The following is a 24,303-nucleotide window of genomic DNA, read 5'->3' as shown; positions in this document are numbered from 1 at the left end:
GCATAGAAGAATTCCTCTTATCATGGACTCTTCTCTATTAGATCAAAGAACTCGCCAAAAAGCGAGTTCTTTGTCATCAATCTGAAGCCTCTTAATTGAGGCTTTCTTTTAAATTTAGTAATGATCGATGTTCTTGCAATGTTAACTCGTTAAGATGTCGTCTTGGGTTGCCGCACATCCAACAAGAGCAAGCTGTTGGTGTTGTTACATGCCTTTTTAGCGACTTTCTAGAATCACCTGAATAAAAATCATGCTTTCTATTATCTAGGCATCGCTTAACTTGGTGTCGTCTATATGCTCGTGTTCTCATAAAATTACTCACATATGGATAGCAAAAAGCCCAACTATTTCAGTGGGCTTAAATTCTATGCGTTCAAAACCGCATCATATATATATTATCTATCCGTATATCCGTACAGTCAAGTATTTATTGAATATTACAAGCCTTTCTTGTTGCTGTGATTTGTAGATCCATACCTAACGCATGAATAATTTTAAGCATAGTGTCAAATCTAGGTTTTTTCGCTGATAACGTTTTATATAGACTTTCTCTTCCGATACCTGCTTCTTCTGCTATTTTTGTCATACCTATTGAACGAGCTACATCATTAAGTGCGGCAATAAATTCTTCTGATGAAATATCCTCATGCAAAAATTCTGAAAGATACATTGCTCTTTCTTCATCAGTATTAAGGAATTTTGCCGCATCAAATTGCGTCACTTTAACCATTTTTAATCTCCTTCCAAAGTTTTACTGCTTTGTCTATATCTTTCTTTTGTGTTGACTTATCACCACCACATAATAAGAGATAAGTAATATTTCCATCTTTTGCGTAATATACTCGATAGCCTGCACCAACAGTAATTCGCATTTCGTAAATTTCATCCCTTAAAAATTTATGATCACCAAAATTACCAAAAGCAGCTCTTCGAATTCTTGCTGTTATTACTGTTTTTCCTTTAGAATCTTTCAAGCGTTCTAACCAGTTTTCGAAAATTTCTGTTTGGTTAATTATATTCATACATACACCAATCTTGTATTTATTAAAGATTGTATACTTTTGGATACAATAATCAATATTTATTTTATTAAAAAGGGCGTTAAGCCCTTTGTATTGTGTTATTTGATATCTGCAATTAATTTTTTATTAAAATCGTTTAGGTGTATTTCATGCATCTTATCTAGATTTGACAAAAAGTAAGCATGTTCATGTTTTACATTGAACAAGATAATATATTGATCGTTGTGGTTCCTGAAAATCTTTTTAATAATTTCGCTTTCAGTATCTCGCCTCAACGTTAAATACATCTGAGTTACTTTTAACATTTTTTCAATTTCTGCGCTTATTAAGTAAAGCCTATCTTTTCTTATATGTTGAATACTATCAGCATCAGTTGCGTCACGTATCATTTTCCAAACTCCTTGCGTGAATGCTTCAGTGTAGAAAAAGGCATTTGAAATATTATTAATGATATGTTTTAAATCTTGCAATTGCTGTGATGTGATGTAATTTGATTTATCAACAACTGAGTATGCACCTGTTTTGCGGATTGTTGGAAGTACATCATTAAATACCCAATCTTGAAATTGTTTAGCTTCTGGCTTATTGCTTCTAAATATCACTCGGTATAAGTTTGGCTCATTAATAAATACAACGTATTGATTACCGCCATTTGTAGGGAGGTAGATTTTCTCTACCCCCTTATTGTCAATCTGTTTTGCTAATAAATCTTTATGGTTTTTGATGTCTAAAACACTACAAACATCTTTTAAGCAAAAGAATGGCTCATTATTAATTAATTGAATACGGACTTCATAAGAAGATTGGAATTGAAATACTGATAATTGGTTTGACATGATTAAATCTCCTGTAAATAATTTAATCACCTCTAGAGTTTCCACGCTCTTGGAGGCGAACTGGACAGGTGTGGAAACTGGCTTACAGGAAGACCAGCCAGCCTTTCGGCTGACCTATCCAGCCCACCATTGAATAGGTATGGCTAGGATACACGCATAAAAATACCGCGTTGAGCGGCTGCGCTCCTGTACAATTCCAGATTTCCACGTCTGACGTTAGATTTTGCTAACGTGCGATTACTATACAATTTAATTATGTTCATTGTCAACTATGCCACCTTTGGGAATAATTCAATAATATGACCACGAATGAAACATTCAGCAGCAAACAAAATTTTTGTTATATCATCCGTTCTTTTACCTAATATTCTCGCTTGCTTACTACATGAAATTTCACGAAGATAAAAAGCTGTTAATACAGCCCAGTGTTCAACATTATCGGATTTAAGTCTTAACACCGCATTATCAACAATTTCAGCTTCATCTTCGGTTAAATACTGACGATAATCAAAATCCATTGGCGCACCATCAATACCTGCCGATTTTGAGGGGTATTCGGTTCCCATTCTTTTTAATATACGGGTGTTTTTCCATGCTGTTAAAATATCTTTAGTTTCTCTCATTGTTCCCCCAATTTACTTATAGATAATTCTATTCTGCCACCCCTGATAACTTCTTTTCTTTCACTGTGTAATACATCTATTTGCTCATCATCCAAAATGACACCACTATGAATTAATGCATCAAAAATAGCTTTATTTATATTATCTAGGTCCCGTTTTCTTCTATCTGGCATATAAGCTTTAATTTCAACCATTACCCTTTCAGATAACTTCTTATTAGCTTTATTCTGCAATACGATAGCTACAACGGCGTTTCTAAATTTAATACCGTCAGGTTTAATATATCTTCGCTTTCCTGCCGTTCCCCAATAATGATTAACCGTTGGAGGATATGGCAAGGTCAGATGAATCATAATCTAATCTTCCCCTCTTTGATTAGTATATCCTGAGTTCTAATTACACCCTCAGCGTGTGCTAATCTAACGAATTCATTCTCAAATATTCTTGTTCTGCGGTCGATTTCATCATGACAAGCTGAGCACGCCCATGCTCCTTGCAAATCATTCGGTTTCATACCTACGCCACACGTTCCTGCCAGTCTGTAATGAGCTAGAACTGTAGTTTCTGGATTATGATTGCAGCACGGCAATCGAACCGTGCACTCTCGCCCTCTTGCTTCTTTAGTTAGTCTGCTCATTGTTTCACCCTTATTTTATCCACGTAAAACTTACCGCAAGAGCCTTTTACTTCGCCGTTAACGCCAATTAGAGGTCTATTGCAAACAAATAAATCCAAATCAACGTTATATAAACAAGCACCATTGCATTCAGGGCATTTAAAACCAGTTTTGATTAGTTTATGTTTCTTCGGCATTGTCGTTAACCCTGTTTAAATTATGCTGATTAATGTATTCTCTGCGTTGTTCTCTAACTATTGCGATTGCTCGTTCTAACTCTTGCTCTTTTTCTTCGTATCGTTTCAGTTGTTCTTTGTGTTCTTTATTCATCATGCCACCTTTGATAATTGGTCTTTGTACTGTTCTGCTAGTTTGATTGCTTCCTGTGCATCTGAGCTAAATATAACGGCATTTTCAGCTCCAAACTGTTCAGCACAAGTCACCACATCAGCAAATGCTTTTTTATTCATTCTTCGCGTTGATTGCCCTATAAATACCAGTCCGCCTTGAATTCCCTTTACACATTTCTGCCCGTGTAAATTAGCCGTGATTAAATGCTTCCATTCTTCTGCTGTGAGCTTTTCTCCATTCCATTCAACTTGTTTTGCGATATCATTTAAAACAGCCCACATCATGCGATTTTGTGCTAACGTGCGATTGTCTTCATCAATTACAATCCGCAATGGACGCTCGCTATCAACTGGCAATTGATTTATTACGTTAATCGCTGTAGTGCGTGCTAGTTCATGTGTTAATCGAAATTCTTTAATCACTTCTAGACCCTTACACACTCAAAATTACGCACTTCAACATCAACTTTAGTATTGCCGAATGAGTTTTTAACTGTAGCCAGCGTTTTAATTAAACCTTTTTCGGTGAGTTTTGAATTACGATGCAACACAACAGTTCCCCACGCTTGCCAACCCTTTTTTACTTCTGCTGTTATTTTGTAAGCCATTTCTGTATCAACTCCCTCAATTTTGCCTTATCTGCTTCTGAATATTTTTTAACTCGTTCTGCTAACTGCTGCTTAATCTTTGTCGTATTTGCTCCACGCTCTCTTATCGCTCTCACATAGTCGTACGCTATTTTGTCTAGCATGTGATAACGTCCGAGCGGGCAGAGGTTAACTCTCCGCAACACAAGCTCTACCCGTTTTTAACATCTGCTTAATGCTAGCTATATGCATCATGCTTTTACTTGATGCTCCCTGCTCAGTTTTACATTCCAGCATTGCAAATGTATTCTCTGGTTTTGGTAGATAATGATTAGCTCGCTCTTGCGTTAATAGCCCAGTAAAAACAGCATGGTTTATAGCATCAGCACGCTTTGCTTTATCGCTACCAGGCGAAACAAACACTTCAACGATACGTCCGTACATCATCGATTCATCAACCATTCGCTCATATGCATCAATAAACGTTCGTCTTGCTCCAATTTTGTCGCCATTTCGGTAGACAATCTCTGCTTGTGACCATGCTTTTGCTATTTCATTAGTCCAAACAACCGTATTGGTTTCATCGCTAGCAAGTATTGCAATCGACCATGCTTCATCTGGTGATAAATGATTACTTGAACCACCCATTAGCTTGATTAAATCCGCAGGCTTAGGCATAAATTGACTTTTAAGCACCCAAGCATGCGCAGCGGCTTTTAACGATTGAATCGGATATTGCCCAAGTGTTGACCAGTAAATATTGACCTTGACAGTGCTTGCTTGCTGCCCGTAAACTTCAAGCAACCCACCAATAACCGCTAAAAATTCATCTGTAATCTTTGCCATGGTTAAGCCCTCATACTCTCTAAAACTGCCCTGTTACGCTCGGCAAGGGTCATGAATTTAGCTGGTGGTTTATTTGATTTTTTATAACCGTTAGCATTGCGTAACCAGTTGTTAAAAGCCGCATTCCAATCAATATATTTTTTACCGTTAGCCAAGCAGTAATCTCTAAATTTGACAAACTCGTTATCCAGATTGATGTTTTCATTCATCGCTATATCTCGATGATGATCGTTCGGTTTAAATTCATCAGGAAACTGACAAGGTCGCTTTGGCTGTTGCGGTTTATCCGCAATATTATTTGTAGTATTCTCTGTAGTAGTCTTTGTAGTATTCTCTTGATATAACGAACTTGATTTTGTAGTCGTCTCGACATCTACATTGTAGAGATCGGGGCAACTACTTTTCATTTGTCGTGATGATTGAGTTATAGAGTTGGCGAAATCGCTCAAAACTTGATTAACTTTTTCATTATCAATCTTGTAAAAAGTCTTATGCTCTAACCTCTTTTCTGTAACAATTAACACGCCTTTTTCACATAGTTTTTTTATGGCTGTTCGCTGTTCGTTATGTGTTAAGCCTGTTTCATCTTCAAGTTCATCCCGTGTTTTATACACACCAAAATCAGACGTAGCCTTATCTTGCCAATAAAATAATTGTGAGAATAAAACAGCAGAACTCACACCACCCAGTGGTTTAGCCAGCTTAGGATAATAGGCATTCGGACGCCCTATTAGTTTTAATGTTTCAACTGCGTTCATTGCTTACCCTCTTCAACGTGTAGTAATAACAAGCCTTTTTAGTCTTCTCATTGATTTTGTGATACTTATCTTTCACATAGCCATATTTGAATAATCGACCAGTCTCGCGAAGTCTTGCGCTAATCGCTGGTGTAGTATCAAACTGGTTAAAACGCTTCTTAATCTCGCGTTGAATATCGTCTAGTGTTCGATATTTACCGTCACTACAAACCGCTATAACGCGCTCTTGTTGTGATTTTGGATTGTCTAATTGCATATTCATCTCAATCTTGATTGTTAACTATTTTTCTTGGGAAAAGCTCAGGCAAATCAGGTCTGATATCGCAAGCGGCAACTTCCCCATTGGTTGCGTTCACTATTAAATGAACATGCTCAGGGCTAACATCTGACAATCCGTGCAACCATTTCCATACTGATGTCTGAGTTTTTCCACACGCATCAGCTAATTTTTTCTGGCTTCCCGTAATTAAAATGGCTTTCTCAATTGCTTTATTTTTCATACAAACCTCTTTTAACAACTTATGTTGTGAATATTAACTTTTGTTTTTACTTGTGTCAACAACTTAAGATGTTTTACTTTATACAACTTTGGTTGTATTTTATTTAAATGAAAAAGGAGCTTAAAAAATGACATTAGCAGATCGACTAACCTCAATAATGAAAGAAAAAAAGATTTCTCAGGCAAAGCTGGGAGAGGCTATTGGTATGTCTCAAACCACAATATGGAAATTAATGACAGGCAAAACAAAATCAAATAGAAATCTATTGAAGATCGCTGATTATTTAAGTGTTTCGGTGGAATGGTTAGCTAAAGGAGAAGGCCCTCAGCTTAAACAGCAACGAGACGGAACGCCGATGGATGAATTATCAACAAGAGACGTAGACGAATGGGATGATAAAACCCCATTAAATGATGATGAAGTTGAAGTTCCATATTTCAAATCAATTGAACTTGCAGCAGGACATGGCTGTTCAAGTACAGAAGATCACAACGGATATAAGCTCAGATTTAGCAAATCTTTTTTTAGAAGAAAAAACGCACAAAAAGAGTTTGTCATTTGTTTTCCAGCTAAAGGAAACAGCATGGAGCCCGTTATTCCAGACGGAGCAACTGTTGCGGTGAACACACTACAAAAAGATATTCGTGATGGCGATGTTTATGCAATATGCCAAGACGGATTGTGTCGGCTAAAAAGATTGTATTTATTACCAGCAGGAAAAATTAGAATTGTTTCTTACAACTCAGAAGAATTTCCTGATGAAATCGATGATGCAAAAAATATACAAATAATCGGGCGAGTATTTCATTGTTCGTTTGAAATGTAATCAATGCTATTAAGAAAACACGGCTAACCGCTTAGAGGTTATTCTAGTGAATAAAACAGATAACCATGATTAGATATATATTAAATAATAATTCAAGGAGAAAACAATGCGTTATATTTATGAAACAGTTCAAATTCCACCAAATATTAATGTCGGAAAAAAGGATAAAGGCAATGAAGCTGGAGCTTATTTGCGTGAAATAATAAATAACAAAGCCAACGATAATTGGGAATTTGTAAGCGTTGAAAGCGTTGGAGTAAGAACATCCCCAGGGTGTCTTGCATCTCTTTTAGGAAAGAAAGAAGAATATTCTATTTATTATGTGATTATCTTTAGACGTGAAGTGGCTTAGTTTTAAATTAATATATCTATATAGAGCGATAGCCCCCAATCGCATTCGCTCAGCATGTAAATTTGAGCCGTCTTGCTCAGAATATGCCTTATTAGCAATAGAAAAATATGGCGTATTCAAAGGGTGGAAAATGACATTAGGTAGATTAATGAGATGTAAACCACCAAATGGCGGCAAAGATTATCCGTAACAACCGCTTCGGCGGTTATTAAAATGAAATATAAATAAGCTTATAAGGAAAATAGATGGCAAAACAGCAACAAAAAAAATCAGAAGAAACTAAAGATAATAATTATGATGTTTATTTCTATTATGGAGGTATATATAGAGAAGGGTATGAGAAATTAACAAACCTAATTGAGGAAAAAAGAAAAAATAGTAAATTAGCAAAATCTGTTATATTTATATTAGTAACATTTGGAGGGGATCCACATTCAGGATATAGAATAGGAAGAGCATTACAGCACTATTATTCTGATCATGTCAACGTTCTAATTCCCTCATACTGTAAAAGTGCAGGAACGTTGGTAACAATTTCAGCAAATCAATTATTTATAGGTAATCGAGGGGAATTAGGTCCGCTTGATATACAACTACAGAAAGAAGATGAAATTGGCGCAAGAAATTCTGGGTTAGATATATTCAAAGCAATTAACCATTTACAAGAAAGAGCTATAAATTCGTTTAATAGTTACGTTAAAGATATCAGATATTCAATAAGAATAAGTACAAGATTATCCGCAGAAATAGCAGAGAAACTAACTGATAGCGTTATATCTCCCATTGCAAGTCAAATTGAACCAATGAAAGTTGGAGAACATCAAAGGGCTCTTGAAATTTGTTTAGAATATGGTGTAAGATTAGCAAATAAAAGTAAAAACCTAATAAACAATGATGTTTTAGGTAAACTCACAATGGGGTACCCAGATCATGGATTTGTAATTGATAGATGTGAGGCTTGCAAATTATTTAAGAATGTAAAATCTCCAAATAATGATTATTACATCAAACAATTAGATGATTTAGCTATAATAAAGCTAGAAAGAGCAAATATAGATCTCGGTGGTGCACCGGATGTAATCGATTTAACCGATGTAATCAAAGACAAACAAGCGGAGTTGAATAAAAATGATGAATCTAAACCAATTACAGAGAGTGGTAATGAATAGTGAACGATATAATTGGGAAGAATATACAAAAAATAGCTATGAAGTAGCAAAGAAAGCTATTGAATATTCCAAAGAGTCATCCAGAAAAGTAGAAGAAGCAAGAAGAAAAAGCATCAATACATATTAAACTATCTTTAAATAATTAGTTATAAACCCCGCTAAGCGCGGGTTTTTCATACTTATCTAAAAATTAACTGTACTTTTTTACATACCGCTAATCATTCATTAATCACATCCTAAGGATGTTTCTTATTTCCCACACCATTTTCAGCAAAAAATAAAAAATAACCTTATTGTTGATAATAGACTGCTTTAAGCTGATCTTTTTATTGAAGCTTTTTATTTTATTGGGTATAATTTGATCTATATTTAGTGGTTAGTAGCATCATAAACTACTAAATATGGGAAAGCCCGATACGCCAATATCGGGCTAATACAAAAAAATAAAGCATTATGGGCTTTATTGCGAGATCTCGATAGTTATTCTATATTCGTTTTCTTTTTAAGTAAAGCCCTATTTAATGCTTATCACTCAGAGAGGTATTAAAAATGGGTTATTCACCTATATGCTATAAGGCACACCGTTACGATGTTCACTTCGTAATCATTACCTGAATATCAAGGTACATTTAGCAGACATAAATGCGCTGGCTGTGCATTTGAGTTAGGGTATTTTCATGCAGTAAATGGAATACCTAAAGCGATTGATGATTCAGTTTTAGATAGCATCCCGTACAGTCAAGCAGGTAGTGTCAGGCATAAAGATTCTTTTACCGCATACAATGATGGGTATAAATTTGCATTAAGCATAGCTAAAGTCGCTTAACAAAATAAAAACCCCTTCAGTGTTTTTTATTGAACATAATAGATAATATAAAACATGGCTTTGGTTAAATTTTAAACTATTTTAAAGAACGTAATAAATATAAGGAAATCAAATGGATAAGAGTAAAAATATAAGTTTTGGAGAACAATATGGTTTAGAATTGCCATCTGTTGTTGAAGTTGAGGTAGATGGCATACAGATGGGGGTTCTAAGTGATGGAACACCATATTTAACGATGAGAGGATTAGCATCAGTATGTGGAGTAGTTCCTTCTGTTATTCATGCTTTAACAGATGATTGGAGTCAAGAAAAAAGTAAACCTAGGGGAAGGAAAATTGATCAAATTCTTTCAGAACAAGGTTATAGAAAAGATCATTTATATGTAAAAACGACAAGAAATAGATCTTCTGGAGAAAACGCATATCCTGACGCTGTTTGTATGGCAATATTAGAATATTATGCTTTCGAAGCTAAACCACAAAACCAAACAGCCTTATATAATTATAGAGTTTTAGCCAGATCATCACTAAGGCAGTTTATTTATAATAGGTCTGGTTATGATCCTTCTAGTTTAATTCCTGACGCTTGGAAAAATTATCGAGATAGAATTATACTCAATGATCAAATACCCTTCGGCTATTTTTCGATTTTTAGGGAAATCGCAGATATTGTTGTTCATTTAATACAAAATAAATTTCAATTTAATAGTGCATCAGTTCCAGATTTAAGTGTCGGAAAAATATGGGGGAAATATTGGTGTAAAAATGATCTTGACAACAAATATTCCTGTAGAAAAAAACACACACATAAATATCCAGAAACATATCCCCAAGGAGCAGCTACAATTGACGCATGGATATATCCAGTAGAATCTCTTGGAGAGTTTAGACAATGGCTTTACGGTACTTACATTACAAAACATTTTCTTAATTATCTATCAAGTAAAGAAGCAGCCGGCGTACTACCACCATCAAGCTCCGAATTAATTCTTTCATCCGTTACAAGACCTGAATTACCAAAGGTATGATTTAATCAATATCTAACCAACCCACCTAGCGTGGGCTTTTTTTACACCTAAAACCCCCACCACAACTTTAAAACAATTTATTGATTAAAAAACAAGCAAACGAATAACAATCAATCACACAAAAACAACAACTTAACAACTTAATTAAAAACAATAACAACTTTAGGTGTTGATATTAATGACAACTTATGTTGTAATACCACATCAAAACAAATCAACTTAACAAAAGAATTAAGCAATACCACGAGTTACTTAATTAGTTAAGCGAGATTCAAGTAGCTAGCTGGAGCATATGAAAGTACAGCGGTTTTGATAGATAGTCGAACGGCGCGACTTTAAACCATGCGTCGGGTGCTTGGCGGGTCAGGATGACGGCAATAAGACACGATAAATAATCAAACCAAATGTCTTTCAACGAGAGCCATCTAGTTTGATAATTAGCAAATAGCTTACAAATAAATTATGAAATGCGTGATAATATTCTCAAAAAGACTCTTGCAGCTGCGATTATATCTGAGCAAGTATAAATTAAAACTAACCCCATTAATAGGAAAGCTAAAAGTGCCCAAACAGAGTTTTTGTTTAGTAGCATTTTCCATAGCCCTATTGAAGTCATTAACATCAATATGCACCTAGCTAAAAAACGAAAAATATTAGCCCTGCTCCATAAACTGAGTTTTTAGATAAACAAAAAATTATAAATGTTGATAACTGCAAAACAAAAAAAACAAAAACACCAAACACCCAAAAAGTTACGGTTAGGCTAAGCTCTCCCTTAACTAATCTATTGAATATATTAATATCATTCCCTTTTGTATAAATAAAACGCATTATACTGCCAAATATATTATTCACAAACTTATTTACGAGTGAATTTATGAATTAAAACTACCAAATTTCGAGGTGAGTTATGCAATTACATAGAACTGTAGAGAACGGTTACGAAAAAGCATATTGCAAAATGATGAGCGATATCGAAATGCAAGACGCTAAAGATGATTGGATTGAGACTAGAGCCGAAGAATTAATTAAAAATTTCGGTAACGATAATGATTGGCAAATTGTAGAGCTACTAAAAATAAAACTAGAAAGCAAAACAATCGACAAAGAAATTTATGACCAATTTATAACCGACATATGCTATTCACAAGCAAAAACTGAGTATAGCAAGAGATTCTGACAGCTCGGAAAGACGAGCACATACTACATCCGCTTGCCCTCTTTTGAGGGCTTTTTTGGGATGACCTAATGTATTTTGACGCTGAGAGCTTCTGATTTAGAAAACATAACAGATTGGTTTTTCGAAGAATTGAGGAGTGAGTAATGGAAAAATTAACACCACAGAATGAACATCAAGAGCACATGGTACAGATTTTATTAGCAAAAATGCAAGGTGTACAAGTTGAATATAAAATTGATGACGATTGGCGCTTAGCAGACTCTGATTACGTTTCATTAGATATAAAATATCGCATCGCACCACAACCGACACCGTTGCCTATTTCACGAGAAATGTGGGCGCTGATTAATGAAAAATGGAAATGGGCAGTATTGGGCAGTAATGGTTATGTGTATTTTTTTAACCATCAGCCTTCTATTGATGAGGTTAGAATCACATGGACTGATTATGAGGGATGGGGAGGTTGCTACAGCGTTTTAGCAATAAACATCGACGGAGTTAGCTGGCGTCTCTCTCTCACAGAGCGACCAGAGGACGTCTAAATGAATACAATACCGATTGACCATGTCGGCTGTAATGTACATGACACAGACCGATTCAGACTAAATTACAAAATGACTAAGGGCGAGCAAATGTACGCTCTTTTTTGTACCTACGTTTTGACGCTGGGCGGATTGTTTATGCTGATTCGCTGGATGTTAGAAGTAGCAACGGAGTAAAGCTAATGACATGGGAAGAAGTGTATAGCTCGCTACCTATTCAATCAAGAATGATTATTGATATAGCTGAATCGTATAAGGTTGATTTAACAGAATTAGCAAACTTACTTATTCAAAAACAAGAAAACGACACACATTTAAATGAGGTGATTTATGGAATTAGCTAAATTAGACGCGCCGTTCCACCCTAAAGATATTGAGTGGAGAGTACAACAGTGCGGTATCTCTAATAATAAACCATGGTGTATGGTTTTAGCGTATGTAACAAACAGAGCTATTCAACAACGACTTGATGAAGTTTGCGGAAAAGAGAATTGGCAAAACGATTATCACCCTGCCCCAGACGGGGGGGTTATGTGCAGCATTAAAATCAAAATTAATGGTGAGTGGATAACGAAAAAAGATGGTGCAGAAAACACTCAGATAGAAGCAGTTAAAGGCGGTATATCTGGAGCAATGAAACGGGCAGGCGTCCAGTGGGGAATCGGAAGATATCTTTATGATTTAGAAGAGGGTTTTACTAAAACTTCGCTGGAAAAGGTTGATGGCTGGAATAGAACGAAAACAAAAGACGGGGCGTATATTTGGTGGGAAACTCCAACTCTTCCAGATTGGGCATTACCAAGCGAGTATATTTTGTCGCTATTTAGTAGTGAGGCGTCTAGCTGTAAGTCAGAGGATGAACTAAGAACGGTTTACGCAAAATACTATAAACGTTGTGATGTGTTGGGTATAGGTGATCGGCTCAAATCATTGAGTGATAGATATAAACATAAACTAGAGAGTAAACAATAATGAAACAATTTAATATTTATTTTGATATAGAAACTATTCCTGCTCAGTCTTACGACATCAAAAATTACATTCAAAACAGTTTAACAGCGCCAGCCTCTTACAAGAAGCCTGAATCAATAAGCGCTTGGATTGAAGAAAACAAAGAACAAGCATATCGAAAAACCGCTTTAAACGGCGGTTTTGGTCAAGTTGTTTGTATTGGTTATGCAATCAACGACGGAGATGTAAGGGTAATTTATTTTGATGACTGGGCATCATCTGAAAAACAAATATTACAATCATTTTTTAATGACTTGATTGAGTGTTATAGACCAAGCGCAGATATAACACCGCATTTTATTGGGCACAACATCGAAAATTTCGACCTAAGATTTATCTATCAACGTGCAATTGTGCTAAGTGTAAAACCGCCATCATTTTTACCACTCAATAGTAAATCATATAACAATATGTATATATTCGACACAATGACAGAATGGGCTGGTAAACGTAATTACGTGTCATTGAATGAGGTTTGCTTGTCACTCGGTATACCGCCAAAAGGAGATGAAATAGACGGCTCCAAGGTTTGGGATTTTGTGAAAGAAGGGAAATTAAAACAAGTTGCAGACTACTGCACTGGTGATGTTGAAAAAGTCCGAGCCATTTATAAAAGAATAACGTTTCAAAACATAACTTAATTAAGTTAATAACCATCCAAGTAACGTTTTTTTTAAAGGAAAAATTATGACTAGATTAACTAAAAATATCAAAGAACAATTTGCAAAAATTTAATTTAACAATCATTAGGGGAGCAAGAAAATGGCTAATAATTTAAATCAGTGTTTATTCACTGGCAGAATCGGGAAAATCGAGGAGCGTTACACCGCTGATAACAAGTTAATCGTTAATTTCAGCATGGCAATTGGTAGCTATAAGAAGAATGGTGATAGTTATGAAGATGTAACCGATTGGGCTAATTTACGAGCATTCGGCAAGATTGCTGAGAAAGTTCGAGATAAAGGTAAAGGTGCTTTTATTCGTGTTACAACTCGATACAAAACAGATAAATGGCAGGACCAACAGGGCAATAACAAAACAGCTATTTATTTTATAGTTGATGATTTTGAAGCGTTAACGTTCGATAAAAATAACAGTCAACAGCCTCAACAATCTAAACCGCAAGCAACTGCGCCAGAACCACCGATGGATGTTGATGACGATATACCTTTTTAAATAAACAAGTTAAATAAAACCGCTCATATAGCGGTTTTTTATTGTGAGCAACATTATGAAACATCTACCAAGATAATTCCTCATTGTCGGCTTTATTGTTTTCTTCATACATCATTAGTATGTTGCTATAACTACACATATCTAAACCACTCTTACAATAATCTTTAATTACCTGATCCATTATTTTTCTATTTTTTGCCTTAGTAGCTTTTTTAAATGCATCTAAATTTTCTTGCTCCATCATTCTCAAATTGGAAGCTTGGCACATATCTAGTTGTTCACAATAATCTTTTTTTACGTTAGCCTTAATATATTCGATAACTTCTTGCTTTTGAGCCTCCGAACCATCAAAGTCCATTGGATGAATAAATTTAGCTTGTGCAGCTGTAGAAAATAACATCGAAAGTAATATTATCTTTTTCAACATAAGAATCCCTTTTCTTTGACTATTAATTTTTATTAATAACACTTTTTTTATATTGTTTTTGAAAGTTCAAAAATCAAAATGAAGTAAATTGTACTTAACAAAGTATAAAATAAAGCTTTTATTGAAGCAAACTCGTTTTATACCACCCTATTCTATTAATTTTACAAATATCTGCGCTAATTATTTGGCGTGCGATAACTATTATCTAAAGGAAACAACCATGACAACACACAAACTAAAAATTAAATCAGAACATTTTAATACAGAAAATTACTAAGTGTTATTTGTTGATGAGAGATGAAAATCAGAGGTAATTATGGCGGAATCAATTATATTAACAGATGATGAACTGCATATGTTAACTGGCAAAAAAAGAAAAAATTTACAAATACAATGGTTAAAAGAAAACAAATTTTGCTTTCATATCAATTTGCTTGGTAAACCGATAATTTTGCGTTCATCATTGAATCAAAAGGTAAGCATTGAACAAAAACAACAACAAGAGCCTGATTTTGGAGCTTTAAATGGCAAGGAACCGTAAAGACAAAAAAGACAATATCCTCCCTCCTCGTGTATCAAAAAATAAATATTCATACTACCTCAAAACAAGAGAAAACAAAACCGTCACACTAGGCTCGATAAATATGAGCATGGTAGAGCTGTGGGCGAAGTATGAGGGGGTTATTGCTGAACAAAAAGAGGAAATGACGTTTAGTAAGCTGTGGAGCATGCACTTAAATAGTGCCGCTTTTCATAAACTGTCATCACGCTCGCAAGAGGATAAATTACGAGGAGCTAAAAAAATATTGCCCGTTTTTGGACATATAAACGTTAATAATATTAGACCAGAGCATATAAGACGCTATATGGACATTAGAGGCGAGCAAAGCAAAGTGCAGGCAAACCATGAATTATCTTATATGTCTGTAGCATTTGGCTGGGGGTACGAACGTGGGTATTGTAAAATGAATCCCTGCGCTGGCATTAAAAAATTCAGCATTCAAACAAGAGATAAGTACATTGAAGACATAGAGTATTACACGATTTATGATGAAGCGATCGATATACTAAAAGTAGCGATGGAAATATCGTATCTGTGCGCAGTTCGGGAAGGTGATATATTCAAGCTAAAGCACAGCCAAATACTCAAAGAGGGTATTTACATAAAACAAGGTAAAACAGGGAAAAAGCAAATCAAACAATGGACAGAACGACTAACGGACGCAATTAATTTAGCTAAAAAACTGTTTCCGCCATCTTCTTCCGATTCTCTCGTGCTACAAAATAAATCAGGAGGTAAACTAATCCAGAAGACATTTAATTCATATTGGTTGGATGCAAAACGAAAAGCAGAAGAAAAGCTGGGCAGAAAAATCAATTGCACATTTCACGATATCAAAGCTAAAGCTATTTCGGACTACGACGGAGCAACTAAAGATAAACAGCTATTTAGTGGTCATAAGACCGAGGCTCAGGTTAATACATACGACCGAAAAGTGAAAATAACACCGACGTTAAACCCACCCAAAAAAGAAGATTTATTCTAACTGTATATTCTAAGTTAATTCTAAATATTGATGATTTTAAAATGACAAGATTTTATCTTATTAATTTTATTGATGAAAAATGGAGGCGCGTCCCGGAGTCGAACCGAGGTAGACGGATTTGCAATCCGCAGCATGGCCACTCTGCCAACGCGCCGTACAGGCCTATCTGAATAGGCTGTAAATATTAGCATTGGCTTTATTAGTCGTCAAGTTCAAATAGATTATAATTACAGCAGTCACTTCTTTTTTATTTGATTACTAAAAATCTATTTACTTTTGACACAAGTTTTAAAACTTAGTGCATTATACATGAAAAGCCAACTATCGGCGCTATTAGGGGGGCTTTTACTCTATAGCGTGATCTTATTCATCTAATCTTATTATTAACCAATTTATTATTAAATATATTTAATAATAAATTAAATGCTTTTATAACCTATGACTAGACACTTCGCATAATATTGTGATCTAATTGTAACCTAGGTATATAGCATTGTCTACGAACTAAGATGGCACTAAATACGGTTAAATTTTATTTCACTCATATAGCTTTCATGGCAAGTTATTATGGTGTTTCTGGATATTTGTAGATCCAAGTAATATCCGGATAATTTGCAAATGCGTTAGGGAATAAATAAACACCACTTAATAATGGAAAGTCAGTGAACTTCCATTCAACATTGAAATTGGGATGGAATTTAGTGATGGAGTCAAAAAGTAATGTTGTACAATAAAGATGCGGCTGTTCGCGAGGAGCTAAGACAAAGGCTTTACCTTGCTGTGTTAAAAGATCACTAACAATTTGCTGTTGTTGTACATCAGATAAAAAATTAGGTCTTGCTATAGCATATTTTTCGGCGAATTCAGGAGCTATGAACTCGGGTAAGGTCGATACAATCACTTGATTAGGAAATTTGTCATCATCACTCGTGGTCGCATGAATAATTTTAATTTCGGGGTTAATCGATATAACCATGCCAATATGTGAAAAATCACCACCACCTAATTGTTTGACAATAAGACTATCGGTTTGTATACCTTTTCTAAAAATCCAATCCCCTACTTTTACTGAATAAGGCAATTTAGAGGTTGGATTTGAAGAATAAACAGACTCATTAGCAAAAACAACCGTTGCCAGCATAATAAAAATAATCGAGAAAAAACGACAATAGTTCATCAAAATTCTTTCTTAACTAGAAAGGGCAAATAGTATCTACCCTTTCTAATATAACAATCGATATTGATTGCTATATTACCTTTTATTTAAGATTAATCATCCATTTGTTATCAATTTTGATGGCTGATATGTCATATAGATCTTTTTTAGTATTATCTTTGAAAAAAACAGTCGCTTTTATTTTAGCCATGGTTTTTTCATCATTAATATATTCTGCAGGTGCAGACTCAATTTTATCAAGACCGCCATGTTCATCAGCAAATTTTTTCTCTTCTTGAATCGCTTCTTGCATTTTGCTTTTCACTAACATTGTCATATCCATACCTTTGTTATTATCATCTTTAGGGAAATTGATCAGATTCATAACGGTATCTGTATCACCTTTATAAATTGCTGTGATAAATTTTTCTGATACTTTTTCTGGAGTATCTTCAGTCGAACACGCTGTAACAATAAGTGCCAATAAAAAAACGCTTAAGAATTTCATTAGTAATTTCATTTTTATTTCCATTATCAAATTTAATTTATAAAATATTTTACATTCTTTCCTGTCGATTAAACTATACAGATAGCATCAAAGGAAAGAGGTAAAATAATACTATGTAATAAGATAATCGCAAAGCAACTTTATTTTGAAACATTACTTTTTAAAATTTACAAGAATATCTTGCCAATTTTGATCTAATTTAGCTTCAATAGCGATTGGTTTATGGTTAAGAGGATGAGAAATCTCTAACTTACTCGCATGTAACATCAAGCGTTTAACACCAAAATAGTTAGCAAAAGCACGATTTTGATGAAGATCGCCATGTTTACTGTCGCCTAAAATAGGATGAAAGATATGTTTCATATGACGACGCAATTGGTGCTTACGCCCTGTTTGTGGTGTTAATTCAACAAAGCTATATCTTGCAGTATCAAACTTACCAACTTTAATAGGAAGTTCAATTTTGCTAATCCCTCGATATAAAGTCACTGCATCTTGTGCTGGTTTATTTTTATCAGAAAATTTATCAGCAATTTTGTCTAACTCTTCAACTAAAGGGTAATCGATCACAGCTTCACCCTCAAGATAACCACGCACAACAGCATGATATGTTTTCTCAATTTGTTTTGTGGCAAATTGTTCTGACATGAGTCTTGCTACATCACTAGAAAGGGCAAACAGCAACACACCTGAAGTTGGTCTATCAAGTCGATGTACGGGAAACACATGTTGGCCAATCTGATCTCGTAATGTTTGCATAACAACAACTGTTTCTTTTTTATCTAACCAACTGCGATGCACAAGCCAACCCGAGGGTTTGTTAATCGCAATTAAAGCATTATCATGATAGAGAATTTCAAACATAGTCTATTTTATTGAAAACCAATTAGAAAAATAGCTTTTCAAGTTCAGCAGCTATACTTGGGCTATTATTATCGCCAATAGCATAACTTGCTTTTGCTTTTACTTCATCATCGGCATTCCCCATAGCAATCCCTAATCCAGCAATAGATAACATACTAATATCATTATAACTATCGCCAAAAGCGACTATTTCGCTTAAATCAATATTTTCATGTTCAGCCCAGTGTGTTAAACCATTTCCTTTAGTATTACCTTTAACCGCAACATCTGCTCGATTTGACCAAGACCATTCACACGAAAACACATCTAGCGCATCCACCGCATTTGAGAATTGCCGTAGAGCAGGAAGGTTATGACTGCTAGTTGCAAATTTAAAAATAGCACCAGATTGTTCAATCACGTTTTCAAAACTCGCTACTTTTTTGATTTCTGGCTGTAAAAATTCGGGCAATGATTTCACCCATTTAAAAAAGCCTTCTAGATGATCATCTAATACTTCATAAGTCATCATTTGATCAGTATAAACTAAAGTATGGATGCCATAATGATTAACTAGTTTTAATAGCATTCTTGCTTGATCTTTAGTCATTGGTTTAGCGGCAAAAGAATTTCGTTTTTCAAAATCATAAAGATAAGATCCATTACAACAAATTGCGGGGGTTGATAATTTGAGTTGATAGTAATATGGATAAATTACAGAGTGGTGACGCCCCGATACTAAAATCACTTTTACACCTTTAGCACTGATTTTTTTTATCATCTCAACTGTTTCTGGCAAAACTAAACGATTACTGGCTAGCAACGTGCCATCCATATCAAAGGCAACAGCTTTATAGTTCATATAATACCTCTTTTTATTTATAACTTTTACTATAAAAATTAGCTAAGTACTTGTACCTACTTAATGGTTAAATAACAACCTTACAAGTGGATATTAAAACTACGCAAAACTTAAAACTCAATTTTTTGACGCCCAACAAATGAATGCGATAAGGTAGTACCATCTACCATTTCAAGCTCACCGCCAACTGGAACACCATGAGCAATTCTTGTTGCTGTCACATTGAAATCTGTACACATCTGCGCAATATAGTTGGCGGTTGCATCACCCTCAACGGTCGGATTAGTGGCTAGAATCACTTCGTTAATCGATTCTGATGCTAACTTGTTTTTCAATAAATCAAGACCAATATCGCTTGGACCGATACCATCTAATGGTGATAGATGACCTAACAATACAAAATAACGACCACTATATTGTCCTGTTTGTTCAATGGCAACGATGTCAGCGGGAGTTTCGACAACGCAAAGCTGCCCACTACTTTGACGCCTGATATTTGCACAAATCGTACAGGTTTCTTGTTCGGTAAAAGTTCGACACTCTTTACAATGACCTATATTTATCATCGCTTCATGTAGCTCATGAGCTAATTTTATGCCACCTTGTCGATTGCGTTGTAATAAATGAAAGGCCATGCGTTGCGCCGATTTGGGACCAACGCCCGGTAAACAACGTAGTGCTTGCATAAGTGATTCTAATAATGGACTTATTTGCATGAATTTATTTGGTTCTCACATATTTGAATTTTATGTTAATAATACCTTTTTTCAATAATCTATCAAACAAGAATTATTTTATTTGTTTAATTTAATAATGATAAAAGTTGCAAAAAATCACATAAAATTAATAGTTAAAATAATACTTATCGACAACTGTTTTTAGAAACAATCGTTAAATTGATACTGATTGCATATAAATGTTAGATTATTTTTTGCTCTTGCTATGATAATAACTTTTTGGTTCTTCATCTTTTAAAAGGCGCATAATATTACTGTTGTGACGGATGATAATCAAACAAGAAAGCATAGCAACCGGTAAAGTAAGCTCTGGTTTGAATAGCCAAACATAAAATGGCGCCATAAGAAAACCAACTATTGCTGCAACGGAAGAATACCCTGTGATGAGTAATGTAAGTAACCAAGTTAAAATAAAGCAACCTGTAAAATCAAATCCTATGGGGACCATCATACCTAACGCCGTGGCAACACCTTTACCACCACGAAAATGAAAAAAACAGGGAAACATATGCCCTAAACAAGCAAAAATACCTATAATACCTAAAAAGAAAGGAGCAATGCCTAGTCGATAAGAGATATAAACCGGAATAGTACCTTTTAACATATCAAAAATTAACACAAAAATGGCAGGTAATTTACCATTAAGCCGTAAAATATTGGTTGCTCCAGGATTGTGCGAACCGTGTTCTGAAGGATTTGGCAAATGCATGATACGGCTGATAATCATAGCACCAGAAAGCGATCCCATAAAATAGGCCATTATGATCATTAATACCATTTGAAATGCCACAATATCCCTCCTTTCATTTGCCGCCTTTGATAATCGGAACATACTAAATACTAATCAGCACGTTAAAACCTATATCTAACCCTAGGTGCTAGTAAAGTATAATAAAACGGGCCTCATACCTTGCCCGTTCTATTTATGCTAAGTAGTAATAATACAATCCTACTTGGATTACTATTTTTCCAACAATGGTTTTAAATATTTTCCGGTGTAGGAATGCTTAGATTTAGCAACCTCTTCAGGTGTGCCTTCGGCAATAATTTCACCCCCACCATTACCGCCTTCTGGTCCTAAATCAATAATCCAATCAGCTGTTTTAACTACATCCAAATTATGCTCTATAACAACAATTGTATTGCCTTTATCGCGCAATGAATGTAATTGCGTGAGTAATTGTTTAACATCAGCAAAATGCAAACCTGTTGTTGGTTCATCTAATATATATAAAGTGCGTCCAGTATCTCGCTTCGATAATTCTTTTGCAAGTTTTACACGTTGTGCCTCACCACCCGATAATGTTGTTGCTGATTGCCCAATGGTAATATAAGAAAGACCTACATCAATTAGGGTTTGTAATTTACGAGCAATCATCGGTACTGCATCAAAAAATTCACGCCCTTCTTCAACTGTCATATTCAAAATCTCGTTAATAGACTTACCTTTATATTTGATCTCTAAGGTTTCACGATTATAACGAGCGCCATGACATTGATCGCAAGGAACATAAATATCAGGTAAAAAGTGCATTTCAACTTTAATTAAACCATCACCTTGGCAAGCTTCACATCGTCCCCCCTTCACATTAAAACTAAATCGTCCTGGATTATAGCCTCGTGCACGGGATTCGGGTACACCTGCATAAAGTTCACGGATAGAAGTAAAAAATCCAGTATAAGTTGCAGGATTAGAACGTGGTGTTCGTCCGATAGGGCTTTGGTCTATCGCAATAACCTTATCAAAATGGTCAAGCCCTTTAATGGCTTTATATGGCGCTATTTCTGTTTTTTCGGCACCATTGAGTTCATTTTGGGCTAGTGGATATAAGGTGTCATTAATTAAGGTTGATTTACCCGAACCCGACACGCCGGTAATACAAGTAAATAATCCAACCGGAATATTTAATGTCACATCTTTAAGGTTATTTCCGGTAGCGCCAATAAGTGATAACATTTTTTTCTTATCAACTTTGGTGCGCACAGTTGGAATTTCAATCTTTTCTTTACCAGATAAATATTGGCCTGTTAAAGATTTTTTACATGCCATTATCTGCTTAGGCGTACCTTGCGCAACAACTTCACCGCCATGAACCCCTGCCCCCGGACCAATGTCAATCACATAATCAGCAGCCATAATTGCTTCTTCGTCATGTTCAACCACAATAACAGTATTACCTAAATCGCGTAAATGCGTTAAAGTGTCAATTAGACGAGTGTTATCACGCTGATGTAATCCAATAGAAGGTTCATCTAGCACATACATCACGCCAACCAGCCCTGCACCAATTTGGCTAGCTAATCGAATACGCTGTGCTTCTCCTCCTGATAAAGTTTCAGCTGAGCGCGAAAGTGTTAAATAGTTAAGCCCAACATTAATCAAAAATTGTAAACGATCGTTAATCTCTTTTAAGATTTTCTCGGCAATTTGAGCTCGTTGCCCTGTCAATGACAACTGATCGAAAAAATCTTTCGCTTTTTGAGTGCTTAAATCACTAATGGCTGGTAGATTAGTATCATTAATAAATACATTTCTTGCTGCTGTACACAGCCTTGAGCCACCACAACAAGGGCAAGGTCGATGGCTAATATATTTGGCTAACTCTTCACGGATAGTTTGTGATTCGGTTTCTTTATACCGACGAGCTAAATTATTAATAATGCCTTCAAATGGATGTTTACGCTTAACTACATCACCGCGATCATTTGAATAAATAAATTGGATTTCGGTATCACCTGAACCATTTAATAAAATATCTTTCACTTTTTCAGGTAATTTTTCATAGGGTTTATCAATATCAAATTTATAGTGATCCGCTAATGATTTTAACATCTGAAAATAGTAAAAGTTGCGACGATCCCAACCTTTAATCGCACCTGCAGCTAATGAAACTTCTGGCATTTGCACAATACGTTTTTGATCAAAATATTGTTGCACGCCCAAACCATCACACTCAGGGCAAGCGCCAGCTGGGTTATTGAACGAAAATAATCGAGGCTCTAACTCTGAAATACTATAACCACAAATTGGGCAGGCAAAATTAGCCGAAAACAGATATTCTTCAGCTTGAGGATCATCCAAATTTGCCACTTTAACAATACCATTTGTGATCGAAAGCACGGTTTCAATCGACTCGGCCAAACGAAGCTTTAAATCATCACGAATACGGAAACGGTCAACAACAACCTCAATGGTATGCTTTTTTTGTAGTTCAAGAATGGGGGGATCAGAAAGATCATACACATCACCATCTACTCTTACCCGAATATAACCGCTAGCGGCTAATTGCTCGAACAACTTAACAAATTCACCTTTACGTTCGGTGACCACAGGTGCTAGCAGCATATAACGATTTTCAGTTGGTAATGCCATAATACTATCGACCATTTGTGACACCGTTTGTGCTGCTAATGGTAAATGATGATTTGGACAGCGAGGCTCACCAATTCGGGCAAAAAGTAAACGTAAGTAATCATAAATTTCAGTGATGGTTCCAACTGTTGAGCGCGGATTATGAGAAGTCGATTTTTGCTCAATCGAAATAGCTGGTGACAAACCTTCAATATGATCGACATCAGGTTTTTCCATCAATGATAAAAACTGACGAGCATACGCCGACAACGATTCAACATAACGTCGTTGCCCTTCAGCATAGAGAGTATCAAATGCTAACGAAGATTTACCCGATCCCGAAAGACCGGTGATAACAACTAACTTATCTCTTGGAATGGTTACATTAATGTTTTTTAGATTGTGCGTGCGAGCGCCACGAATATCGATATCTTTGATTGACATAGATCTCTTCTTATGTGTGTTTTTTAAACTAAATGAATAGAAAATTAACTGTATATTATACCAGTAACATTTGATGAAATATACAACTATATAAATGAATCTATTACTTGACCAATTTTATATTAAAACATAGTCTTTTCTGAAACTTTTTGACAAGAATATAAACTGAAAATATTGGTT

The 24,303-nt window shown here is 35.2% G+C and carries 35 protein-coding genes and 1 tRNA gene; 14 read left to right on the top strand and 22 right to left on the bottom strand.

The features are described from left to right. Positions 1 to 427 precede the first annotated feature (427 nt). The 13 genes from GQ593_RS06720 to GQ593_RS06665 all read right to left on the bottom strand — a co-directional run bounded on the left by GQ593_RS06720 (position 428) and on the right by GQ593_RS06665 (position 6,138). Complete coding sequence (locus tag GQ593_RS06720) at positions 428 to 730, bottom strand: addiction module antidote protein (RefSeq protein WP_034945255.1); 303 nt, start codon at positions 728 to 730, stop codon at positions 428 to 430. Beyond that, complete coding sequence (locus tag GQ593_RS06715) at positions 723 to 1,022, bottom strand: type II toxin-antitoxin system RelE/ParE family toxin (protein WP_065582615.1); 300 nt, start codon at positions 1,020 to 1,022, stop codon at positions 723 to 725. The genes GQ593_RS06720 and GQ593_RS06715 overlap by 8 nt, the downstream gene beginning before the upstream one ends. A 98-nt stretch (positions 1,023 to 1,120) precedes the next feature. Next, on the bottom strand, positions 1,121 to 1,858 hold the full coding sequence (locus tag GQ593_RS06710) for a BRO-N domain-containing protein (RefSeq protein ID WP_160431347.1): 738 nt from the start codon (positions 1,856 to 1,858) through the stop codon (positions 1,121 to 1,123). 269 nt (positions 1,859 to 2,127) lie between these two features. Further along, positions 2,128 to 2,481 (bottom strand): antiterminator Q family protein, encoded by a 354-nt coding sequence (locus GQ593_RS06705; RefSeq protein WP_160431346.1) that lies wholly within the window; start codon positions 2,479 to 2,481, stop codon positions 2,128 to 2,130. Further along, positions 2,478 to 2,834, bottom strand: a complete 357-nt coding sequence (locus GQ593_RS06700) for a RusA family crossover junction endodeoxyribonuclease (protein ID WP_160431345.1) — start codon at positions 2,832 to 2,834, stop codon at positions 2,478 to 2,480. The genes GQ593_RS06705 and GQ593_RS06700 overlap by 4 nt, the downstream gene beginning before the upstream one ends. Then, the gene (locus GQ593_RS06695) at positions 2,831 to 3,118 is read right to left on the bottom strand and encodes a DUF1364 domain-containing protein (RefSeq protein WP_160431344.1); all 288 of its coding nucleotides are present in this window, start codon (positions 3,116 to 3,118) and stop codon (positions 2,831 to 2,833) included. Before GQ593_RS06695 ends, GQ593_RS06700 begins: the two co-directional genes overlap by 4 nt. Before the next feature lie 159 nt (positions 3,119 to 3,277). Then, on the bottom strand, positions 3,278 to 3,427 hold the full coding sequence (locus tag GQ593_RS13625; protein ID WP_202115398.1) for a hypothetical protein: 150 nt from the start codon (positions 3,425 to 3,427) through the stop codon (positions 3,278 to 3,280). Beyond that, on the bottom strand, positions 3,427 to 3,870 hold the full coding sequence (locus tag GQ593_RS06690) for a recombination protein NinB (RefSeq protein ID WP_160431343.1): 444 nt from the start codon (positions 3,868 to 3,870) through the stop codon (positions 3,427 to 3,429). The genes GQ593_RS13625 and GQ593_RS06690 overlap by 1 nt, the downstream gene beginning before the upstream one ends. Before the next feature lie 2 nt (positions 3,871 to 3,872). Further along, positions 3,873 to 4,055, bottom strand: coding sequence for a hypothetical protein (locus GQ593_RS06685; protein ID WP_160431342.1), 183 nt, complete (start codon positions 4,053 to 4,055; stop codon positions 3,873 to 3,875). Between the two features lie 168 nt (positions 4,056 to 4,223). Further along, positions 4,224 to 4,880 carry a hypothetical protein gene (locus tag GQ593_RS06680; protein ID WP_160431341.1) on the bottom strand — a complete coding sequence of 219 codons (657 nt, stop codon included), beginning with the start codon at positions 4,878 to 4,880 and terminating at the stop codon, positions 4,224 to 4,226. Between the two features lie 2 nt (positions 4,881 to 4,882). Next, positions 4,883 to 5,638, bottom strand: a complete 756-nt coding sequence (locus GQ593_RS06675) for a hypothetical protein (RefSeq protein ID WP_160431340.1) — start codon at positions 5,636 to 5,638, stop codon at positions 4,883 to 4,885. Next, on the bottom strand, positions 5,625 to 5,894 hold the full coding sequence (locus tag GQ593_RS06670) for a hypothetical protein (RefSeq protein WP_160431339.1): 270 nt from the start codon (positions 5,892 to 5,894) through the stop codon (positions 5,625 to 5,627). The genes GQ593_RS06675 and GQ593_RS06670 overlap by 14 nt, the downstream gene beginning before the upstream one ends. A gap of 7 nt (positions 5,895 to 5,901) precedes the next feature. Beyond that, positions 5,902 to 6,138: a helix-turn-helix domain-containing protein gene (locus tag GQ593_RS06665; protein WP_160431338.1), complete on the bottom strand. Its 237-nt coding sequence runs from the start codon at positions 6,136 to 6,138 to the stop codon at positions 5,902 to 5,904. Positions 6,139 to 6,265: 127 nt separating this feature from the next. Between GQ593_RS06665 and GQ593_RS06660 the strand changes: the two genes are divergently transcribed. The 12 genes from GQ593_RS06660 (at position 6,266) to GQ593_RS06610 (ending at position 14,247) form a co-directional block, all read left to right on the top strand. After that, on the top strand, positions 6,266 to 6,964 hold the full coding sequence (locus GQ593_RS06660) for an XRE family transcriptional regulator (RefSeq protein ID WP_160431337.1): 699 nt from the start codon (positions 6,266 to 6,268) through the stop codon (positions 6,962 to 6,964). Between the two features lie 106 nt (positions 6,965 to 7,070). Then, on the top strand, positions 7,071 to 7,316 hold the full coding sequence (locus tag GQ593_RS06655; protein ID WP_034910092.1) for a hypothetical protein: 246 nt from the start codon (positions 7,071 to 7,073) through the stop codon (positions 7,314 to 7,316). Continuing rightward, positions 7,303 to 7,506, top strand: coding sequence for a membrane protein insertion efficiency factor YidD (gene yidD / locus GQ593_RS14075; RefSeq protein WP_160431336.1), 204 nt, complete (start codon positions 7,303 to 7,305; stop codon positions 7,504 to 7,506). Before GQ593_RS06655 ends, yidD begins: the two co-directional genes overlap by 14 nt. A 55-nt stretch (positions 7,507 to 7,561) precedes the next feature. Continuing rightward, positions 7,562 to 8,485, top strand: coding sequence for an SDH family Clp fold serine proteinase (locus tag GQ593_RS06645; protein ID WP_160431335.1), 924 nt, complete (start codon positions 7,562 to 7,564; stop codon positions 8,483 to 8,485). Further along, positions 8,478 to 8,612 (top strand): hypothetical protein, encoded by a 135-nt coding sequence (locus GQ593_RS13985; RefSeq protein WP_272914599.1) that lies wholly within the window; start codon positions 8,478 to 8,480, stop codon positions 8,610 to 8,612. The genes GQ593_RS06645 and GQ593_RS13985 overlap by 8 nt, the downstream gene beginning before the upstream one ends. An 811-nt stretch (positions 8,613 to 9,423) precedes the next feature. Then, complete coding sequence (locus GQ593_RS06640) at positions 9,424 to 10,338, top strand: hypothetical protein (protein ID WP_160431334.1); 915 nt, start codon at positions 9,424 to 9,426, stop codon at positions 10,336 to 10,338. A 910-nt stretch (positions 10,339 to 11,248) separates the two neighbouring features. Continuing rightward, the gene (locus GQ593_RS06635; RefSeq protein WP_160431333.1) at positions 11,249 to 11,518 is read left to right on the top strand and encodes a hypothetical protein; all 270 of its coding nucleotides are present in this window, start codon (positions 11,249 to 11,251) and stop codon (positions 11,516 to 11,518) included. A 143-nt stretch (positions 11,519 to 11,661) separates the two neighbouring features. After that, positions 11,662 to 12,060: a hypothetical protein gene (locus GQ593_RS06630; RefSeq protein WP_160431332.1), complete on the top strand. Its 399-nt coding sequence runs from the start codon at positions 11,662 to 11,664 to the stop codon at positions 12,058 to 12,060. Between the two features lie 182 nt (positions 12,061 to 12,242). Next, positions 12,243 to 12,404 carry a hypothetical protein gene (locus tag GQ593_RS06625; protein WP_160431331.1) on the top strand — a complete coding sequence of 54 codons (162 nt, stop codon included), beginning with the start codon at positions 12,243 to 12,245 and terminating at the stop codon, positions 12,402 to 12,404. Beyond that, on the top strand, positions 12,391 to 13,032 hold the full coding sequence (locus tag GQ593_RS06620; protein ID WP_160431330.1) for a Rad52/Rad22 family DNA repair protein: 642 nt from the start codon (positions 12,391 to 12,393) through the stop codon (positions 13,030 to 13,032). Before GQ593_RS06625 ends, GQ593_RS06620 begins: the two co-directional genes overlap by 14 nt. After that, positions 13,032 to 13,712 (top strand): ribonuclease H-like domain-containing protein, encoded by a 681-nt coding sequence (locus GQ593_RS06615; protein ID WP_160431329.1) that lies wholly within the window; start codon positions 13,032 to 13,034, stop codon positions 13,710 to 13,712. Before GQ593_RS06620 ends, GQ593_RS06615 begins: the two co-directional genes overlap by 1 nt. Before the next feature lie 121 nt (positions 13,713 to 13,833). After that, positions 13,834 to 14,247 (top strand): single-stranded DNA-binding protein, encoded by a 414-nt coding sequence (locus tag GQ593_RS06610; RefSeq protein ID WP_160431328.1) that lies wholly within the window; start codon positions 13,834 to 13,836, stop codon positions 14,245 to 14,247. Positions 14,248 to 14,311: 64 nt separating this feature from the next. Here the strand turns inward: GQ593_RS06610 and GQ593_RS06605 are convergent, their stop codons facing one another. After that, positions 14,312 to 14,674 (bottom strand): hypothetical protein, encoded by a 363-nt coding sequence (locus tag GQ593_RS06605; RefSeq protein ID WP_160431327.1) that lies wholly within the window; start codon positions 14,672 to 14,674, stop codon positions 14,312 to 14,314. Between the two features lie 316 nt (positions 14,675 to 14,990). On the opposite strand from GQ593_RS06605, the gene GQ593_RS06600 reads away from it, so the two are divergent. Together GQ593_RS06600 and GQ593_RS06595 are read left to right on the top strand one after the other, a co-directional pair. Further along, positions 14,991 to 15,215, top strand: a complete 225-nt coding sequence (locus tag GQ593_RS06600; protein ID WP_160431326.1) for a DUF4224 domain-containing protein — start codon at positions 14,991 to 14,993, stop codon at positions 15,213 to 15,215. Beyond that, positions 15,199 to 16,221 carry a tyrosine-type recombinase/integrase gene (locus GQ593_RS06595; RefSeq protein ID WP_160431325.1) on the top strand — a complete coding sequence of 341 codons (1,023 nt, stop codon included), beginning with the start codon at positions 15,199 to 15,201 and terminating at the stop codon, positions 16,219 to 16,221. The genes GQ593_RS06600 and GQ593_RS06595 overlap by 17 nt, the downstream gene beginning before the upstream one ends. A gap of 80 nt (positions 16,222 to 16,301) precedes the next feature. Here the strand turns inward: GQ593_RS06595 and GQ593_RS06590 are convergent. The 8 genes from GQ593_RS06590 to uvrA all read right to left on the bottom strand — a co-directional run bounded on the left by GQ593_RS06590 (position 16,302) and on the right by uvrA (position 24,117). Further along, positions 16,302 to 16,375, bottom strand: a tRNA-Cys gene (locus GQ593_RS06590). A gap of 411 nt (positions 16,376 to 16,786) precedes the next feature. Continuing rightward, entirely contained in the window at positions 16,787 to 17,398 is a 612-nt protein-coding gene (locus tag GQ593_RS06585) for a YiiX/YebB-like N1pC/P60 family cysteine hydrolase (RefSeq protein WP_160431324.1), read from the bottom strand. A gap of 82 nt (positions 17,399 to 17,480) precedes the next feature. Beyond that, entirely contained in the window at positions 17,481 to 17,897 is a 417-nt protein-coding gene (locus GQ593_RS06580) for a DUF4878 domain-containing protein (protein ID WP_160431323.1), read from the bottom strand. A 141-nt stretch (positions 17,898 to 18,038) separates the two neighbouring features. Further along, complete coding sequence (gene truC, locus GQ593_RS06575) at positions 18,039 to 18,749, bottom strand: tRNA pseudouridine(65) synthase TruC (RefSeq protein ID WP_160431322.1); 711 nt, start codon at positions 18,747 to 18,749, stop codon at positions 18,039 to 18,041. Between the two features lie 22 nt (positions 18,750 to 18,771). Further along, positions 18,772 to 19,590, bottom strand: coding sequence for a pyridoxal phosphatase (locus GQ593_RS06570; protein ID WP_160431321.1), 819 nt, complete (start codon positions 19,588 to 19,590; stop codon positions 18,772 to 18,774). Between the two features lie 110 nt (positions 19,591 to 19,700). Then, positions 19,701 to 20,306, bottom strand: a complete 606-nt coding sequence (gene recR, locus GQ593_RS06565; protein WP_160402609.1) for a recombination mediator RecR — start codon at positions 20,304 to 20,306, stop codon at positions 19,701 to 19,703. Positions 20,307 to 20,514: 208 nt separating this feature from the next. Further along, positions 20,515 to 21,105, bottom strand: coding sequence for a glycerol-3-phosphate 1-O-acyltransferase PlsY (gene plsY, locus GQ593_RS06560; protein WP_442903594.1), 591 nt, complete (start codon positions 21,103 to 21,105; stop codon positions 20,515 to 20,517). A 183-nt stretch (positions 21,106 to 21,288) separates the two neighbouring features. Beyond that, positions 21,289 to 24,117, bottom strand: coding sequence for an excinuclease ABC subunit UvrA (uvrA, locus tag GQ593_RS06555; protein ID WP_160431348.1), 2,829 nt, complete (start codon positions 24,115 to 24,117; stop codon positions 21,289 to 21,291). Positions 24,118 to 24,303: the final 186 nt, after the last annotated feature.

The organism is Gilliamella sp. Pas-s25 (assembly GCF_009795885.1).
Taxonomy (GTDB): Bacteria; Pseudomonadota; Gammaproteobacteria; order Enterobacterales; family Orbaceae; genus Gilliamella.
Note: the sequence above shows the minus strand (reverse complement) of the source record. Positions and strands in the feature narration are given on the sequence as shown.